The organism is Pseudomonas sp. GD03858 (assembly GCF_029840925.1).
Classification (GTDB): domain Bacteria; phylum Pseudomonadota; class Gammaproteobacteria; order Pseudomonadales; family Pseudomonadaceae; genus Aquipseudomonas.
Genome location: NZ_JAOCDM010000057.1, coordinates 15,632 through 31,524 on the forward strand (window position 1 = coordinate 15,632; position 15,893 = coordinate 31,524).

Below are 15,893 nucleotides of genomic sequence, written 5' to 3' on the forward strand. Positions count from 1 at the left end.
CCGAACCACCGGCTGAAGTTGCTCCCACTGCGATCGCACTGACCTGAAGTCTTGCGCTATCCCTGTGGGAGCGGGCTTGCCCGCGAAGCAGGCACCGCGGTGCATCGCACCGGGCGGCTTTCAGGCATGCACCCAGCGTCGATGCAGGCCACGGGCCAGCGCATCGAGCATGAAGCCCAGCACGCCGATCAGCAGCACCATGGCCATCAGCTCGGAATACGCCAGCCGATCGCGGGTATCGAGAATGAAATACCCAAGCCCCGCGCTGACGCCAAGCATCTCGCACGGCACCAGCACGATCCACAGGATGCCGATTGCCAGGCGCACTCCCGTCAAGACATGGCCGATCACCCCTGGCACGATCACCTTGCACAGCGTCTCCCAACGCGTGGCGCTCAGGCTGCGGCTGAGCTGCAACCAGCGCGGATCGAGCTGACGCACGCCAGCGGCGGTATTGAGCAGGATCGGCCACAGCGCGGCAAAGGCCAGCAGGAAGTAGATCGGCTGATCGCCCACGCCCATCAGCATCACCACCACCGGCATCCACGACAACGGCGAGATCATGCGCAGGAACTGGAACGCCGGAGTGGTCGCCGCCTCCAGATGGCGGTAGCTGCCCACCAGCAGCCCCAGCGGCACGCCGATCAGCAGCGCCAGCAGCAGGCCGACCAGGATGCGCTTGAGGCTCACCCAGACATGCCCATAGACCTCGCCCTGCCCGAGCAGCTCGACCAGGCTCTGCAGCGTGGCCTGGGGCGAAAAGCGCGCCGACAGCCCATCCGCCGCGCCGAACACCTGGACACCGGCCCACCACAGCAACAACAGCGCCGCCAGGCCGGCCAGGCCCAGGACGCCATGCACGACATGCCTGCGCATCAGACCGCGAACTCCTCGCTACGCTGGAAGTTCTCGGCGATGCCGAACGTCGCCGGACCACCCACGGCGGCGATGGCGTTGCGCACGAAACGGTCATCCACCAGGTCGCGCGCGGTCTGCGCCGGATCCAGCCCGGCGAGGAAAGCGCTCTCGCCTTCGATCAGGGTGTTTTTCAGGCGCTTGACCAGCTCCTCGGTATAGCTGGGGAACGGGTATGGCTGGAAGTCGATGCGTTTCTCGTCCCATTGCTGGTGCTGAATCGCGCCACTGGCGATGTAGCCGGCGCGGTCCTCGGCCGAAGGCGCCAACACCTTGGCCAGCACCGCCGGTTCGTGCGGTGTGTACTTGTTGGGGCCGGCCTTGGACAGCAGCGCGGCGGCCTCGGCGCGGTGCTCGCGGGTCCATTGCTGGGCCTTGACGATGGCGTTGACCACCTTCTGCGACCACTCTGGACGGTTGTTCAGGTCGTGTTCGTGCATGAACACCACGCAACAGGCGTGGTTGCGCCACACATCGCCGGTGAAGCGCTGCACGCGGCCGACCTTGAGATTCTCGGCCAGGGCGTTGAACGGCTCGGCGACGATGTAGCCGGCGATGCGCTTGCTGGCCAGGGCCGGTGGCATGTCCGACGGCGGCAGCACCAGCAGGTTGACCTCGTTGGCCGCCAGCTGCGCGCTCGCAGGCTTGGACACCGGCTTCAGGCCGTTGTCGTTGAGCATCTGCTGCAACACCACATTGTGGATCGAGTACCAGAACGGAATGGCCACGGTCTTGCCGCCGAGCTGCTTCATCTCGGTGATGTCCGGGGCCACGGTCAGCCCCGAGCCGCCGACGTGGTTCCAGGCCACGACCTTGGCCGGCACCTTGCTGCCGTAGCGCGCCCACACGGTCATCGGCGACAGCAGGTGGATGACGTTGACCTGTCCGGAGATGAACGCCTCGATCACCTGGGCCCAGCTGCGCAGCAGCACCGGCCGTTCGGCCTTGATGCCCTCGGCCTCGAACAGGCCATTGTTGTGCGCCACCAGCAGCGGCGTGGCGTCGGTGATCGGCAGGTAACCGATGCGCACCGGCGCGTCCGGCTCGGCGGCGGCGCGCGCCTGCAGGCTCGACAGCAGCGGCACGGCACCGGCGGCGGTCAGCATGGCGCTCAGCTTGAGGAAATCGCGACGGGACGTCGTGGAACAGCAGTCATCCATGCACATGGACAGCCTCCGAGGGCAAGGGGGATGGAGTGGGTTCGGCTGTGCGGCTTGCCCGCCGAAGGGTCTTCAGAATCTCGATGCGCAACGCGCCCAGTTCCTCGACCCGCTGCGCGCGCGGCTGCGGCAGGTCGATACGCCATTGGCCGAGGGTGCGCGCCGGCTGGTTGCCCAGCAGCAGCACGCGATCGGACAGCAGCAGGGCTTCGTCGATGTCATGGGTGATCAGCACGGCGGCGGTGTTGTGGGTGGCGATCAGCTGCAGCAGCAGTTGCTGCATATCGGCGCGGGTCACCTCGTCCAGGGCGCCGAACGGCTCGTCCAGCAGCAGCACCTCGGGCTGGCGCGCCAGGCAACGCGCCAGCGCCGTGCGTTGCGCCATGCCGCCGGACAACTGCGCCGGATACTGGCCTCGGGCGTGGGCCAGGCCCACCGCCTCGATGGCATGGTCGATCCGTGCCCGGCGCTCGCTCGCGGGCAGCTTGGGTTGCCGGGCGAAATCCAGACCGAAGGCGACGTTCTTTTCCAGGCTCAGCCAAGGCAGCAGGCTGGGGTCCTGGAACGCCACCGCCAGGCGCGGATGCGGCCCTTGCAACGGCTCGCCATGCAGGCTGACACTGCCGCCCCGCGCCTGCTGCAGGCCGGCCAGCACGCGCAACAGGCTGGACTTGCCGACGCCGCTGGGGCCTAGGATGGTGACGACCTCCCCCGGCGCCAGCGACAGGTCGAACTGTTCCAGCACCGCCTGCCAGCCGCCCTCGCGCGGGTAGCCCAGGCTGATAGCGCGGGCTTCGAGCAACACGTCGGTCATGCAGTGGCCGCCTGACGTTGCAGTTCGGCGCGCAGTTGCACCAGGCTGGGGGTGACGATCGGCACGAAGGCCGATTCCCGCCAGCGGCGCGCGAAGCCTTCGCCATAGGCCGTCAGGTAGGCCCTGCCACCACTGGCCTGCAGTTCGAGCTGCACGGCATCTGCGGCGCTTTCGGCCAGGGTGATGCGCAGCTTGAACAGTGCCGCCGGCTGGGCGAGGAAGCGCCCGTCGAGCAGCCCTTGCTTGAGCTCGCCGACAGTATTCTCCAGGCGCTCCTTGAGCACCTGGCGAGCCTCTTCGAGGAACGAGCCACGCCCCTGCAGGTGCGCCTGCACCTCATCCAGCGCGCGGCGCGCCAGGCCAATGGCCATGCCGCACTGCAGCGCCAGGAACGCCGGGCGCACCTTGGGCAGGAACTCGCGGGCATTGTCATGCAGCAGCCAGTCGCGGGCCAGCGGCACCTGGTGGAAGGCCAGCGCCGCGGTGTTGCTCGACTGCAGGCCCATCAGTTGCAGGTCGTCGGAGCGCTCCAGGCCCGGCGCGTTCGAGGGAATGGCCACCACGAACGGCGCGCCGCCCGCCTCGTCCTCGATCGCCGCGGCCACCACGAAACCGCTCTTGCGCAGGTTGGTCACCCAGTGCAGACGACCTTCTAGGTTCCAGCCATCGCCTTCGGCGCGCGCGCGTACCTGCAGCGCTTCGATGCCGGAAAGGAACTTCATGGCGTTGGAAAGCCCGGTGGCCCCAGCCAGCTCGCCCTTGAGCAGGCCGGGCATCAGCCGTTCGCACAGCGCGCGATTGGGGCTTTGCAACAGGTATTCGATGAAAGCGCGCTGCCCCCAGCAGACGAAAGCCGCGGCCAGCGAGCGGCTGGCAATCGCCGCGATGGCTTCGACCGCCTCGGTGACGTCGCCGCCCGAGCCGCCCAAGGCCGGGTCGACACCGATACGCAGCAGCTGCGACTCGGCAAGGTGCGCCAGCACCAGATGCGGATCGCACTGGCCCTGGTCGATGGCCTCGGCATTGGCATCCAGCCACTGTCGAAATGCGTGATCAAGCATGTCCCTACTCCTTTTGAAACGCCGGGCGCGCCGGCACCAGGCGTCGATTACGCCGAAGGCTGCCAGCGGTACTTGCCAAGCTCGTCGTTGAGCGGCGTCTGGGCGAACACATTAGCAAAGTTGCACAAGGTTGCGAGGCTCACGCCGAGAATCACTTCCAGGGCATTGCCCTCGCTGAAGCCTGCGTCGCGGAAGGCCTGGTAGGTAGCGTCGCTGACATTGCCACGGGTGGCGATGACTTCGCGGGCGAACTCGGCGAGGGTCTCGTAGCGGGCGTCGGGCAACTCACCACGGGCACGCAGGGCGTCGACCACTTCCTGGGGCAGCTTGGCCTTGTTCAGTGCCACGGCGGTGTGGCCGGCGACACAGAAATCACAGCCGTGCTGGGTAGCCGCGATCAACTGCACCACTTCGCGCTCGGCCAGGGTCAGCTCGGACTTGCCGTTGAGGGCCGAAACGGTGACGTAGGTTTCCAGCGCGGCCGGGGCGTTGGCAAGGATGCCCAGCAGGTTGGGAATGAAGCCGGAGTTCTTCTGCGCGTTCTCCAGGAACGGACGTGCGGCTTCCGGAGCGGTCTGCAGGCTGTGTAGAGTGATGCGCGCGGACATTGGAGTGGTCTCCTTTGATGTAGGTCGCTACAGTCTGTTGGTTATAAGAAGTAGCATCCATATTCATCAGTCGCCTTTCCTTGCTCCAGAGTCTTTGCATTAGATGATTTCATCCAGCCATCTTGTCGATTGGTTATTAGAGAGCCTGGAGCTCGACGCCAGCCTGTTCCATGTCGGCCGCTACTGCGGCGGCTGGCACGCCAGCACCCAAGGCATGGGCCGGGCCAGTTTCCACCTGGTGGTACAGGGCCATTGCTGGCTGCACATCGACGGCCAGCCCGAGCCTGTGCGGCTGGACAGTGGCGATGCGGTGTTCCTGCTGCGCGACCTGGCCTATCGGCTGTCCAGCGACCAGGACCCGGCCACGGCCTGCGCCCAGCCGCGCCGGAGCATGCAGGCACTCGATAGCGAAGCGGCCGATGGCGTGGGGCTGGTCTGCGGCTTCTTCCATTTCCATTCGGGCCTGTCGTCGCTGATCGTCGAAGGGCTGGCCGACTGGATTCTGCTGCGCGCCGACGACCCGACCGGCAGCGCGGCGCGGGCGCTGTTCGAGCTGATCCTGGAGGAATGCCGGCGGGCGCCGCAACCTTCCGAAACCGTGCTCGAACGCCTCACCCATCTGCTGTTTCTGTATGTGCTGCGCCAGCAGGTACATGCTGGCCAGTCGCTCGGCGGCCTGGTCGCCCTCGCCCGCCAGCCGGCGTTCGCCGTGTTGCTCGAGCGGTTGATCGAGCAACCGGGGCAAGCGTGGACGCTGCAGAGCATGGCCGCGTGTACCGGGCTGTCGCGGTCGGCGTTCTTCAAGCGCTTCAACGAACTGGCCGGGCAGTCGCCCGGGCAGGTGCTGCTGGCGCTGCGCATGCGCCATGCGTGCCAGCTGCTTCGGGCGGGGAACACCGTCGAGCAGGTCGGGGCGCAGGCAGGCTACCAGTCAGTGGCGGCGTTCACCCGGGCATTCGCCAAGGCGGTGGGGGTGCAACCGGGGGCTTATCGCAAGCAGCATGAGGGGCGCCAGGGTTGATCGCGAGGTCATGCAGAGCCCTGCGAGCGCTTTCGACCACGTTGATCGAGGGTCACGGCGAGCCCGGCAAGCAAGATGGCCAGCGTGTAGGCGACAAGGCCCAGGTTCAGCCCCAGAATCATCTTCTCGGAGCCATCGGAGAGCACCATCGAACCACCGTAGCCATCGCGCAGCCAATAGGCCAGCAGAAACCCACCAGTGACGAACACCGTCAGAAGACTGGCAAGCGGCAGGTCGTTCCGGCCCCAGACAAGCCAGACACTGAATGCGCCAAGCGCGGTATTGGTAAACAGCTGCCATGTCTCGTGAAGCCTGGCATGCGCATCCCACCCTGGGTTGAATACATGGGTCTCGTTGATCTCGAGAATCGGCACGACCACCGCGTAGAAAACGATGCCAACCGTTACCAACAACTTCGCCAGCATCAGCAATCTCCTTGCCCTTGGTTTGGATGTCCAGGCAGCGGCTACGCGGAAAAATACCGCAGCCAGTAGGCCTCTCTGCACGGATTGGTAAAACTGATGTGGGTGGGGCTGACCATGGTATCGCGTGGCTGGCGAATGACTTCGTAACTTATCCAGCTCTCAGCACAAACCCCATCGCTGGGGAAGTTGTCCTGCTCGGCCAACCGCCTGATCAGCGTACCGTCATCGAAGGCATAGGTGTTTTCCTCGGCGATGACGGTGACGTCTTGGTCAATCCAGGTTTCCTGATTCGAGCGTTCAAGATGCGCGGAGCGCTTCGAGCACAGCCCCAGGATGGCGCTGACATAGTTGGCGAGGTGATCCAGGTGAGCCATGGGCTGCGTTCGGTCTTTCAGTGACTGGCGAAGGTTCGGCAACTCTACTCACAAGGCTGCCCCTGCGACAACTCTCGCCTGCGAGCGCGCCTCGAATCTGACGCGCGACAATGCTAGGCTCGTGGCGCATGTCACCCTCCAGGGAAATGGAAATGCACTTTGACTGGCACGCAGAACCGATCACCCGCTCTACCCCTCTGGACAAGAACTACCGGAACACCCAGGCGGTCCGTCGGTTCCTCGTCGGCGAGTGCGGTGGCGCGTTCAAGTTCGACCGCGCCTTCATGGCCTGGATCAAGAGCGGCGCACCCTCCACCATGGGCGACATCGCAGATGAATGGCTGCGTACGCGTACATGACCGCAGCTATTTAGCCTGCGCCTGGGCGATCGCTGAAATTCATGAAGGCACGCCTGCCCAACCTCGACGGATCAGGCAGGCGTTCGGTAACGCCCGACAAAGTGACGTCAGCCTTGCGAACAGCTCATGAAGAATCAGCCCTGGCAGAATCGGATGCGATTACCGAAGGGATCGTATACCTCCAGTAACCGCCCCCAGTCCTGCTCCACGATGTCCGGCCGTCCAAAACCGTAGCGCTTGGCGATCAGCTCGTCCCGAAACAGCTCGATGTTCTGCATGGGGACAAAAATGGTGGTGCCTGGGCTCGCGTCACCATGATGCTCGGAAAGATGGATCTGCAGGCCGTCTCGACTGAGCCCCAGGTACAAGGGAAGATCTGCTTCGAAACGGTGCTCGAATTCGACGCTGAAGCCAAGAAAGCCGAGATAGAACTCTCTTGCCTTCACCTCATCGAACATTCGCAATATCGGAATGGCTTTTTCCAGCCTGATGGCGGGGCTGCTCGGTTCACCGGCAAGCATTGCCGAAGCCGTGTTCCAATCCTTGTAGCCCAGCTGCTGGGCCACCATTTCAAGCGCCGTCGAATGGGATATCTCGTGATTACGCGCCTCAAGCGAGGTGCGCAGGCTCTTGGCCATCCGCTTGGCGTTCTCGAGTGTCGACATCATTCCTCCTGGAGTCGAAGCATCCGGGTGCTCGCGTTGCCAAACCTCGACTATCAAGAGAGATGCGAAATGGTCTGGAGCAAATATGCTTTCACCTTTCCTTGTCGGTGCGAGCGGCAGGCAGCATAAGCCTTCGCCGATGTTACACAGTCTGCCGAGCAGCCGGAAGCTGACAGAAGGATCTTGCCGCCAGACCCGCCAACGACTACTACTAAAGTTTTAGGCAGGGAGGCGTAAAAAATGCTCTCGAGGTTCGTTATCGTTCCAGCGGTCCCCCATGAACAAGATCGACAGCGCCTTGGCATGCGCTACTGGACACCGACTTATTCAGGTGGCTTCGACATCTACGACAACCAAGAGAAACAACGACTTCAGCCAACCTATGCAACCAGGAAGGAGGCAGAAGCGGCATGCGAAAAGAAGAACCGAGAAACGGATTTCCCCTGCGAAACCCTTCCTAGACTGCGAACCAGTTGACCCCTTACGCGTCGCAGATCCGCATTGAGCGGCGCAACCACGACAGGCGCCGCTCAGCCACCCTGAAGCATGCGCTTCACCGAATCACACCCGGCCCGGCGCGCCGACGCGTCACTGCTTTCGGGTCGATTCAGGCATGATGCCACCCATGATAAGAACGGCAGCCGGCCCGATCAGCCAACTCGCAGTCGTACCTGGGCTGACAACTGGAACCAGGATGGTCACTGCGAACAGGACCGCCCCAGCCCAGAAACGTCTACGTGGCGTGAGCCACTCTCGAACCTGTTCCAATCTTTTGCCCACTACCGCGCTCCCTGTCTGGTAAACGGCGAAGCATATCACTTGCGGCGCCGTCAGCAGGGCCCGCTGCCGAGTCGATCGGTAAAGAGCTTGCGATGGGGCTCACGTCGCACAATCCAAGCATCGAGCAGGCGCGGGATAATGTCGACACCCACGACAGAATTGAAAATCCAAGTCCAAATGGTGGACCAACCAAGTGCTTCGCATGGGCACCCATTAATATGGACGTCAGCCAAGAACGGTTGCGTTTTACTAGTGTGGTGTTTCAGAAGTACCGCTGAAAATTTGGGCTAGGCTCTGTAGAAACCCACTCTGCAAGAGATGCGTATCGACATGAGCCGACCAGCAACTGTCATTACCCTTTCTGAAACTGAACATGCGGAGCTACTGCGTCGGGTCAAGCTCCGCAAAGGTGCTCAGGATGCATGCCTACGGGCTGAGATAATCCTCGCCTGTGCCGCAGGCGAGTCAGGAAATGACATCGCTCAGCGCTTGGGCACGAGTAAGGACGTGGTATCGCGGTGGCGCCAGCGTTTCTCTAAGTTGGGGCTGCTGGGACTGAACGATGAACCGCGCTCTGGCCGACCACGTACCATTTCCGATGAGCAAGTTCAGCAGGTGGTAAACCAAGTGCTGCAAAGCAAGCCCGACGATTCCAGTCACTGGATCACGCGACGGATGAGTCGTGAGACGGGCCTATCACCTGCGAGCGTGATGCGTATTTGGCACGCGTTCGGGATCAAGCCGCACTTGGAAAAGACCTTCAAGCTTTCCACTGATCCATTGTTTGTCGACAAGGTGCACGACATCGTAGGGCTCTACTTGAACCCACCTGAACGTGCTCTGGTGCTTTGCGTTGATGAGAAGAGCCAGATTCAAGCGTTGAACCGCACACAGCCAGGCTTACCACTTTCCCCAGGTACCCCTGCAACCCGCACACATGACTACAAACGGCATGGAACGACCTCGTTATTTGCTGCCCTGGATGTGGCAACCGGCGAGGTAATCGGCAGGCTCAAACGCCAACACCGCAGCACGAAGTTTCTCGCTTTTCTGAGAGAGATCGATGTGTCAGTGCCTGCCGATATGCCAATTCATCCGATCATGGACAATTACGCGACTCACAAGACCGACAAGGTCAGGGCGTGGCTTGCGGCGCGACCGCGCTACAACATTCACTTCACGCCGACCTCGGCATCCTGGCTGAATCTGGTTGAGCGGTTTTTCTCAACGCTGAGCGAGAAGTGGATCAAGCGCCAGGCACATGTCAGCGTTAAGGATCTGGAGGCGTCGATTGAGCACTACCTGGAAACCTACAACCAAAACCCGAAGCCATTTCGGTGGCACAAGAAGGCCGAGGACATCCTTGCCTCAGTCGCTCGCGCGGCGCGAGCGCTGGGCAAATGATTTTCTGCGGTACTTCTGAAACACCACACTAGAGTTTGTACGAAAAGTCGCCGAGCGGCGATCAGGCAAGGCGAAAACAGGCGAGGAAGCGGAGTTTACTGCTTGTAAATGAGCATTCCGAGCCTGTTTTCAACGCAGCATGATCGTCGCACAGGCACTTTTCGTACAAAGCCTAAAATTCTGCACCGGAATTGCAGCGCTCGCTCTCGTCTGCGAAGAACTCTAAATAGCATGACCGCATCGACACTGTATAAAACCACAGACCCCATAAATTGAAGCCAACAACGGCAGTTACCGATCAGCGGCATACCTGCTGCTACGGGTCGGAGTGCTATTGCTAGTGAAGTCAGAATGAAGTCCAACTGGACAATCACCGCGAGCCCAGCTATTAGCTGTAATCTTCCGCTGATGAGGATTGGCCATGAGTGACTGGTTTGTTTTAGCAACCGCAAGGAACTGGACTGCCGCTGTAGTCCACCAAGGAATTCGTGTGCTCCGCCTGCAAGAAAGCAGCACCCCACCCCAAGACAGTGGCCGCTTCTCTGAATGGGCGAGGAATAGGCAGTTGAATCCTGACTTCACCTACGTCGAAGACCATCTCTTTGTTACAACCGTCCACAAGTCAGTCGAGTGGCTACATGAAGCTCATAAACGCAATCTGTTGGAGCCTGAGCTCACGGAGTCATTCATCCTTGCAGCAGATCAAAGCAAGCTCGTACGCGACATACGAGAACACTTCCTCAAATACCTAAATGGGGATGGATGGGATCGCGATAAAAATGAAGTAGTGATAGATGTGAACAGTGGCAGCACCACAGCCAAAATTGACGCATCTTCCGTGATCGTCACAGATGAAGGCAGACTTATTGGCGGTCGAATCAATGTCCAGCGCCTGATGAAAGAAGCGGAGGCGCTGCACCCTCTTCTGTTCGAGCAACAAAACAAAATCATGATGCAAGAAGCTGGACAAAGAATTAGGTAGTCGGACTATAAGTAAGTTTATTTCGGTAAGCGGCCGCTGCCCGCCCTGCACTGCCTGCTGCGGTTAGGTATCGGCGGGTATGCCAGAGGCCCAAGAGCCCTTGAAGAACACTTAGGGAGGTGCTCAGCGTGAGCTCATTACATATGGAGACTTGGACCCACGCTTACACTAAATCGACGTCATCCGCGAGCGCCCCGAAGAAGCGCATCCGCAACTACCACTCCACATGGCAGATGAAGAACGGCGAGACAGGGGAGACGTTGCCGCTCAAACAGTGGGGCGCCCTCAGCGACGGTCTGTACGACTGGGATAACGTGAAGTACATGCTCGGCGATGCCCGCCAACTCCTCAATGCTTGTCGTGCAGCTCTGGCGTCCAAGCGCTCAGGAACCACATGAAGTCAGGCGCGACTAGCAACCCCTGTACCTACTGGGAATAACGACCAGGCCTATCACCCAGATACAGATCAGCGCTGCTCCTGCTCGCCGCCTTCGCTTCGGCGTGAGCCACTCCAGAAATGCCTTATGCCTTTCCCGCAACCCTATTACCACTCTCCTTGTCTGGTAAACGGCGAAGCATATTCCCCCTAATCAACGATAACGCCGACCCAGGTTGGTCAGTGCAAGACGGAGAAGAGTTTGCGCATTCAGCGGCACGTAAGCGGTGAGACGCTTCGGAACTCCATGCCTATGGTTTCGGAACTCTTGCCATTTCTTGCGCGCAAAGAAAAACCCCGCAGACCTAGATCTGCGGGGTTTCGAATAGTGGAGGCCGAGGTCGGAATCGAACCGGCGTAGACGGATTTGCAATCCGGAGCATAACCACTTTGCTACTCGGCCTCAAAGTCGGAGTCAGCTTTCGCTATCTCCTTGAAAGCATTTAACTTTTTCAAGCCATCTGCGTTTCGATGGACGCCATTATGTCGGCATTCGATGGACCTTGCAACCCCCTTGAAGAAAAAAATCTTCAAGGGGTTCAAGGTGTTAGCGCAGACGCCCAAGTTTGCTCCACAGCCCGACCAGGGTGTTCTCCACCGCGCCACTGGCCGCCATGCCGATGCGCTCCTGCAAGCTCTTGCGCTCGGCGAAGCGCAGATGGAACACATTGGCCTCGCGGGCGCTGCGGCTCAGGTATTCGTCGCTGGTCCCCAGTTCGTCCACCAGTTGGCGGTTCAACGCGGCAATGCCCAGCCAGACTTCGCCGGTGGCCACTTCGTCGATGTGCAGCTGTGGGCGGTAGCGGGCCACGAAATCCTTGAACAGCTTGTGGGTGATGTCCAGGTCCTCCTGGAACTTCTCCCGCCCCTTCTCGGTGTTCTCGCCGAACACGGTCAGGGTGCGCTTGTATTCACCGGCGGTGAGCACTTCGAAATCGATGTCGTGCTTTTTCAACAGGCGGTTGACGTTGGGCATCTGCGCGACCACGCCAATCGAACCGAGCACGGCGAACGGCGCGCTGACGATCTTCTCGCCGATGCAGGCCATCATGTAGCCGCCGCTGGCGGCGACCTTGTCGATGCAGATGGTCAGCGGGATGCCCGCCTCGCGGATACGCGCCAACTGCGAAGCCGCCAGGCCATAGCTGTGCACCAGCCCACCGCCGCTCTCCAGACGCAGGACCACTTCATCGCGCGGGGTGGCCAGGGTCAGCAGCGCGGTGATTTCGTTGCGCAGGCTCTCGGTCGCCGAGGCCTTGATGTCGCCATCGAAATCGAGCACGAATACCCGGCGCTTGTCTTCGAGCTTTTTCTTCTGCTGTTTGTCCGCCTTCGCCTGCTGCTTGCGCAGGGTCTTGAGCTGGGCCTTGTCGAGCAGACCCGATTCCAGGCGCTCGCGCAGTTCCTTGTAGAACTCGTTGAGACGGATGACCTGCAATTGCCCGCCCGGCTTGCGTCGCCCCTTGCCACGCAGGCCGGCGATGGCCGACATCACGACGAGGATGGCGATCACCAACGTTGCGGTTTTGGCGAGAAAGCTTGCGTATTCGGCAAGAAACTCCACGTTGACTCCTTGATAGACCAGCGCCCGATCGGCGCGAAATGCTGCAAGCATACCGGTGCGCCTGGGGCTCTGCCAGCCAGGGAAAACGCTGGCAACACAGTTCAAACGACCTTTTCAAACGCTTGTATGTTTTTTCGTTGACAGCCTGCCTGGGGCAACCTAACCTCGCAGCAACCTCCAACCGGGCCGGACTTCCTTGTGGGCAACCTCTACCTGATCCGACATGGCCAAGCTTCCTTCGGTGCCGCCGACTACGACGTGCTCTCCCCGGTGGGCGAGCGGCAGAGTCAGGCACTGGGCGAGCACCTGGCCCAGCTGGGCCTGCACCTGGACCGTTGCGTGGCCGGCACCCTGCGTCGCCAGCAGGACACCGCCCGCCTGGCCCTCGACGTGCTGCAGGCCCATGGCGAAGCCGTCCCGACCATAGAGACCGATGCGGCCTTCAATGAGTTCGACGCCGACGGGGTGATCCGCGCCCTGCTCCCCGCCCTGCTGCCCGAGGAACCCGAGGCCTTGCAGGTGCTGCGCAACGGCGCCCAGAACCGCGGCGAGTTCCAGCGCCTGTTCGCCCTGATGGTGCAGCGCTGGCACGACGGCGAGCATGCCCACGACGAACACCTGGAAACCTGGCAGGCCTTCACCGGTCGGGTCGGCGATGGCCTGCGGCGCCTGCTCGACAGCGCCGCCAGCGGCGACAACATCGCCCTGTTCACCTCCGGCGGCACCATCGCCGCCCTGCTCCACCTGGTAAGCGGAATCACGCCGGCTCAGGCCTTCACCCTGAACTGGCAGATCATCAACACGTCGCTCAGCCACCTGAAGTTCCGAGGCCGCGACGTCACCCTGGCTTCCTTCAACAGCCAAGCCCATGTGCGGCTGTTGCGGTTGCCGGAGCTCGTCACCTACCGATGAGCCCGGTCTATTGTGTCCTTGCGGACGCGAAAATCACTTAACAAGGAATACACCATGAGCGATGTAGCTAAAGCCGTCGAGGCGATGAAGGCAAAATTCAACCCGTCCGCCGCCGCCGGCCTGGACCTGGTGTTCGGCTTCAACATCACCGACGAAGACAAGCACTACGCCCTGCTGGTCAAGGATGGCACCTGCGAGATCCAGGAAGGCGAGAACGCCGACGCCAACTGCACCCTGGTGATGGACAGCGAAACCCTCAAGGGTATCGTCAGCGGTGAGACCGATGGCATGCAGGCCTTCATGGGCGGCAAGCTGCGCGTCGAAGGCGACATGATGCTGTCGATGAAGCTCAGCGAGCTGTTCCCGTCCTGATCGGCGCGGCGAATCGCCAATGAAAAAACCGAAGCCTCACGCGCTTCGGTTTTTTTTTGCCCACTCCAGCTGCGCGCCCATCAGGGCCATTGATCGTCCGGCAACACCCGGGCCTATAAACGCCTGGCACGCTTGTACCAGCTTCGACAGGAAATTAGATTAGCCAATAATCCTTGCTCCAGATCATAAGGAAATCGCATGACGCTCACCGACCAGTCCACCCAGGTACGCCCCGGCGAAGAACTCGACGCGGCCGTCATCGATCCGTATCTCAAGGATCACATTCCCGGCCTGCAAGGCACGCCGAGCATCAGCCAGTTCCCCGGCGGCGCCTCCAACCTGACTTACCTGGTCAGCTACCCGGACCGGGAATTCGTCCTGCGCCGCCCGCCGTTCGGCCACAAGGCCAAGTCGGCGCACGACATGGGCCGTGAGTTTCGCATCCTCAACCAGCTCAACGCCGGCTTCCCCTATTGCCCCAAAGCCTACGCGCACTGCACCGACGAGTCGCTGATCGGCGGCGAGTTCTATGTGATGGAACGGGTCAACGGCATCATCCTGCGTTCGGACATCCCCGCCGAACTGGACCTGGATGCCGGCCGCACCGAAGCCCTGTGCAAGAGTTTCATCGATCGCCTGGTAGAGCTGCACCAGGTGGACTACCAGGCCTGCGGCCTGGCCGACCTGGGCAAGCCCGAAGGCTATGTGCAGCGCCAGATCGAAGGCTGGGCCAGCCGTTACGAAAAAGCCCTGACACCCGATGCGCCGCGCTGGGAGCAGGTGATCGCCTGGCTGCGCGAAAAGATGCCCGCCGACCACCCGCGCCCGGGCATCATCCATAACGACTACCGTTTCGACAATGTCATCCTGGACAGCGCCAACCCCATGCGCATCATCGGCGTGCTGGACTGGGAGATGGCCACCATCGGTGACCCATTGATGGACCTGGGCAACAGCCTGGCCTACTGGATCGAGGCCGGCGATCCGGCGCCGGTACAACTGATGCGCCGCCAGCCGAGCAACGCCCCGGGCATGCTCAGCCGCCAGCAGTTCGTCGACTACTACGCCGAGCGCGCCGGCATCCGCATCGACAACTTCGACTTCTATTACTGCTACGGCCTGTTCCGTCTGGCCGGCATCGTCCAACAGATCTACTACCGCTTCTTCCACGGGCAGACTCAGGACAAGCGCTTCGCCCAGTTCATCCACATGAACCGGCTGCTGGAGCAGATGAGCTTGCAACTGATCGGCAAATCCAGCTTGTAACCCCGGCAGACAACAAGGAATACGCGCATGTCCAAGACCCAGCTGTTCGACCTCGACGGCAAGATCGCCTTCGTTTCCGGTGCCAGCCGTGGCATCGGCGAGGCCATCGCCCACCTGCTGGCCCAGCAGGGCGCCCATGTGATCGTCTCCAGCCGCAAGCTCGACGGCTGCCAGCAGGTCGCCGAGGCAATCATCGCCGCCGGCGGCAAGGCCACCGCGATAGCCTGCCACATCGGCGAGATGGAACAGATCCAGCAGGTGTTCGCCAGCATTCGCGAGCAGTTCGGCCGCCTCGACATCCTGGTCAACAACGCCGCCACCAACCCGCAGTTCTGCAACGTGCTGGACACCGACCTGGGCGCCTTCCAGAAGACCGTCGACGTCAACATCCGCGGCTACTTCTTCATGTCGGTGGAAGCCGGCAAGCTGATGCGCGAGCACGGTGGCGGCAGCATCATCAACGTGGCCTCGATCAATGGCGTATCGCCTGGGCTGTTCCAGGGCATCTACTCGGTGACCAAGGCGGCGGTGATCAACATGACCAAGGTCTTCGCCAAGGAGTGCGCGCAGTTCGGCATCCGCTGCAATGCCCTGCTGCCAGGGCTGACCGACACCAAGTTCGCCTCGGCGCTGGTGAAGAACGACAGCATCCGCAATGCCGCGCTGCAGCAGATCCCGCTCAAGCGCGTGGCCGACCCGAGCGAGATGGCCGGCGCGGTGCTGTACCTGGCCAGCGATGCCTCCAGCTATACCACCGGCACCGCGCTCAATGTCG

General features: G+C 61.7%; 18 protein-coding genes and 1 tRNA gene. 9 read left to right on the plus strand and 10 right to left on the minus strand.

The annotated features are described in order from the left end of the window. Positions 1-120: 120 nt before the first annotated feature. The 5 genes from N5D48_RS15665 to N5D48_RS15685 are packed head-to-tail and all read right to left on the minus strand — an operon-like array spanning position 121 to position 4,558. On the minus strand, positions 121-876 hold the full coding sequence (locus N5D48_RS15665; RefSeq protein WP_279885826.1) for an ABC transporter permease: 756 nt from the start codon (positions 874-876) through the stop codon (positions 121-123). Then, complete coding sequence (locus N5D48_RS15670) at positions 876-2,081, minus strand: ABC transporter substrate-binding protein (protein ID WP_279885828.1); 1,206 nt, start codon at positions 2,079-2,081, stop codon at positions 876-878. The genes N5D48_RS15665 and N5D48_RS15670 overlap by 1 nt, the downstream gene beginning before the upstream one ends. Further along, positions 2,068-2,889, minus strand: coding sequence for an ABC transporter ATP-binding protein (locus N5D48_RS15675; RefSeq protein WP_279885830.1), 822 nt, complete (start codon positions 2,887-2,889; stop codon positions 2,068-2,070). The genes N5D48_RS15670 and N5D48_RS15675 overlap by 14 nt, the downstream gene beginning before the upstream one ends. After that, positions 2,886-3,950, minus strand: a complete 1,065-nt coding sequence (locus N5D48_RS15680) for an acyl-CoA/acyl-ACP dehydrogenase (RefSeq protein WP_279885832.1) — start codon at positions 3,948-3,950, stop codon at positions 2,886-2,888. The genes N5D48_RS15675 and N5D48_RS15680 overlap by 4 nt, the downstream gene beginning before the upstream one ends. A 47-nt stretch (positions 3,951-3,997) precedes the next feature. Continuing rightward, positions 3,998-4,558: a carboxymuconolactone decarboxylase family protein gene (locus N5D48_RS15685; RefSeq protein ID WP_279885834.1), complete on the minus strand. Its 561-nt coding sequence runs from the start codon at positions 4,556-4,558 to the stop codon at positions 3,998-4,000. Between the two features lie 103 nt (positions 4,559-4,661). Here N5D48_RS15685 and N5D48_RS15690 point away from each other — a divergent pair, with 103 nt between their 5' ends. Further along, complete coding sequence (locus N5D48_RS15690; protein ID WP_279885836.1) at positions 4,662-5,579, plus strand: AraC family transcriptional regulator; 918 nt, start codon at positions 4,662-4,664, stop codon at positions 5,577-5,579. An 8-nt stretch (positions 5,580-5,587) separates the two neighbouring features. Here N5D48_RS15690 and N5D48_RS15695 read toward each other — a convergent pair whose 3' ends face one another. Together N5D48_RS15695 and N5D48_RS15700 are read right to left on the minus strand one after the other, a co-directional pair. Further along, a complete protein-coding gene (locus N5D48_RS15695; protein WP_279885837.1) occupies positions 5,588-6,004 on the minus strand; it encodes a hypothetical protein in 417 nt (138 codons plus the stop codon). 41 nt (positions 6,005-6,045) lie between these two features. Beyond that, positions 6,046-6,378, minus strand: coding sequence for a hypothetical protein (locus tag N5D48_RS15700; protein WP_279885839.1), 333 nt, complete (start codon positions 6,376-6,378; stop codon positions 6,046-6,048). Positions 6,379-6,530: 152 nt separating this feature from the next. Between N5D48_RS15700 and N5D48_RS15705 the strand changes: the two genes are divergently transcribed. Continuing rightward, on the plus strand, positions 6,531-6,737 hold the full coding sequence (locus tag N5D48_RS15705; RefSeq protein WP_279885841.1) for a DUF6434 domain-containing protein: 207 nt from the start codon (positions 6,531-6,533) through the stop codon (positions 6,735-6,737). Positions 6,738-6,871: 134 nt separating this feature from the next. Here N5D48_RS15705 and N5D48_RS15710 read toward each other — a convergent pair whose 3' ends face one another. Then, the gene (locus N5D48_RS15710; RefSeq protein ID WP_279885843.1) at positions 6,872-7,402 is read right to left on the minus strand and encodes a glyoxalase superfamily protein; all 531 of its coding nucleotides are present in this window, start codon (positions 7,400-7,402) and stop codon (positions 6,872-6,874) included. 1,110 nt (positions 7,403-8,512) lie between these two features. Between N5D48_RS15710 and N5D48_RS15720 the strand changes: the two genes are divergently transcribed. From N5D48_RS15720 to N5D48_RS15730, 3 genes are all read left to right on the plus strand, one after another. Further along, positions 8,513-9,586, plus strand: a complete 1,074-nt coding sequence (locus N5D48_RS15720; RefSeq protein ID WP_279885847.1) for an IS630 family transposase — start codon at positions 8,513-8,515, stop codon at positions 9,584-9,586. A 421-nt stretch (positions 9,587-10,007) separates the two neighbouring features. Further along, positions 10,008-10,568, plus strand: a complete 561-nt coding sequence (locus N5D48_RS15725) for a hypothetical protein (RefSeq protein WP_279885849.1) — start codon at positions 10,008-10,010, stop codon at positions 10,566-10,568. A 128-nt stretch (positions 10,569-10,696) separates the two neighbouring features. Beyond that, a complete protein-coding gene (locus N5D48_RS15730; RefSeq protein WP_279885851.1) occupies positions 10,697-10,966 on the plus strand; it encodes a hypothetical protein in 270 nt (89 codons plus the stop codon). Between the two features lie 367 nt (positions 10,967-11,333). Here the strand turns inward: N5D48_RS15730 and N5D48_RS15735 are convergent. Both N5D48_RS15735 and sohB read right to left on the minus strand, forming a co-directional pair. Next, a tRNA-Cys gene (locus tag N5D48_RS15735) sits at positions 11,334-11,407 on the minus strand. Between the two features lie 144 nt (positions 11,408-11,551). Next, a complete protein-coding gene (gene sohB / locus N5D48_RS15740; RefSeq protein WP_279885859.1) occupies positions 11,552-12,568 on the minus strand; it encodes a protease SohB in 1,017 nt (338 codons plus the stop codon). Between the two features lie 198 nt (positions 12,569-12,766). On the opposite strand from sohB, the gene N5D48_RS15745 reads away from it, so the two are divergent. The 4 genes from N5D48_RS15745 to N5D48_RS15760 form a co-directional block, all read left to right on the plus strand. Further along, on the plus strand, positions 12,767-13,480 hold the full coding sequence (locus N5D48_RS15745; RefSeq protein WP_279885853.1) for a histidine phosphatase family protein: 714 nt from the start codon (positions 12,767-12,769) through the stop codon (positions 13,478-13,480). A 54-nt stretch (positions 13,481-13,534) separates the two neighbouring features. After that, positions 13,535-13,852, plus strand: a complete 318-nt coding sequence (locus tag N5D48_RS15750; RefSeq protein WP_028692453.1) for an SCP2 sterol-binding domain-containing protein — start codon at positions 13,535-13,537, stop codon at positions 13,850-13,852. Between the two features lie 198 nt (positions 13,853-14,050). Continuing rightward, positions 14,051-15,118: a phosphotransferase family protein gene (locus N5D48_RS15755; RefSeq protein ID WP_279885856.1), complete on the plus strand. Its 1,068-nt coding sequence runs from the start codon at positions 14,051-14,053 to the stop codon at positions 15,116-15,118. A gap of 27 nt (positions 15,119-15,145) precedes the next feature. Next, on the plus strand, positions 15,146-15,893 hold a 748-nt coding region (locus N5D48_RS15760; protein WP_279885857.1), incomplete at its 3' end, for an SDR family oxidoreductase.

Bases quoted from the DNA above. Each gene is read 5' to 3' on its own strand.
- N5D48_RS15755 (WP_279885856.1), top strand. From the start codon at position 14,051: ATGACGCTCACCGACCAGTCCACCCAGGTACGCCCCGGCGAAGAACTC.
- N5D48_RS15685 (WP_279885834.1), bottom strand. From the start codon at position 4,558: ATGTCCGCGCGCATCACTCTACACAGCCTGCAGACCGCTCCGGAAGCC.
- N5D48_RS15710 (WP_279885843.1), bottom strand. From the start codon at position 7,402: ATGTCGACACTCGAGAACGCCAAGCGGATGGCCAAGAGCCTGCGCACC.
- N5D48_RS15695 (WP_279885837.1), bottom strand. From the start codon at position 6,004: ATGCTGGCGAAGTTGTTGGTAACGGTTGGCATCGTTTTCTACGCGGTG.
- N5D48_RS15690 (WP_279885836.1), top strand. From the start codon at position 4,662: ATGATTTCATCCAGCCATCTTGTCGATTGGTTATTAGAGAGCCTGGAG.
- N5D48_RS15670 (WP_279885828.1), bottom strand. From the start codon at position 2,081: ATGTGCATGGATGACTGCTGTTCCACGACGTCCCGTCGCGATTTCCTC.
- N5D48_RS15720 (WP_279885847.1), top strand. From the start codon at position 8,513: ATGAGCCGACCAGCAACTGTCATTACCCTTTCTGAAACTGAACATGCG.
- N5D48_RS15680 (WP_279885832.1), bottom strand. From the start codon at position 3,950: ATGCTTGATCACGCATTTCGACAGTGGCTGGATGCCAATGCCGAGGCC.
- N5D48_RS15705 (WP_279885841.1), top strand. From the start codon at position 6,531: ATGCACTTTGACTGGCACGCAGAACCGATCACCCGCTCTACCCCTCTG.
- N5D48_RS15675 (WP_279885830.1), bottom strand. From the start codon at position 2,889: ATGACCGACGTGTTGCTCGAAGCCCGCGCTATCAGCCTGGGCTACCCG.
- N5D48_RS15700 (WP_279885839.1), bottom strand. From the start codon at position 6,378: ATGGCTCACCTGGATCACCTCGCCAACTATGTCAGCGCCATCCTGGGG.
- N5D48_RS15725 (WP_279885849.1), top strand. From the start codon at position 10,008: ATGAGTGACTGGTTTGTTTTAGCAACCGCAAGGAACTGGACTGCCGCT.
- N5D48_RS15750 (WP_028692453.1), top strand. From the start codon at position 13,535: ATGAGCGATGTAGCTAAAGCCGTCGAGGCGATGAAGGCAAAATTCAAC.
- N5D48_RS15665 (WP_279885826.1), bottom strand. From the start codon at position 876: ATGCGCAGGCATGTCGTGCATGGCGTCCTGGGCCTGGCCGGCCTGGCG.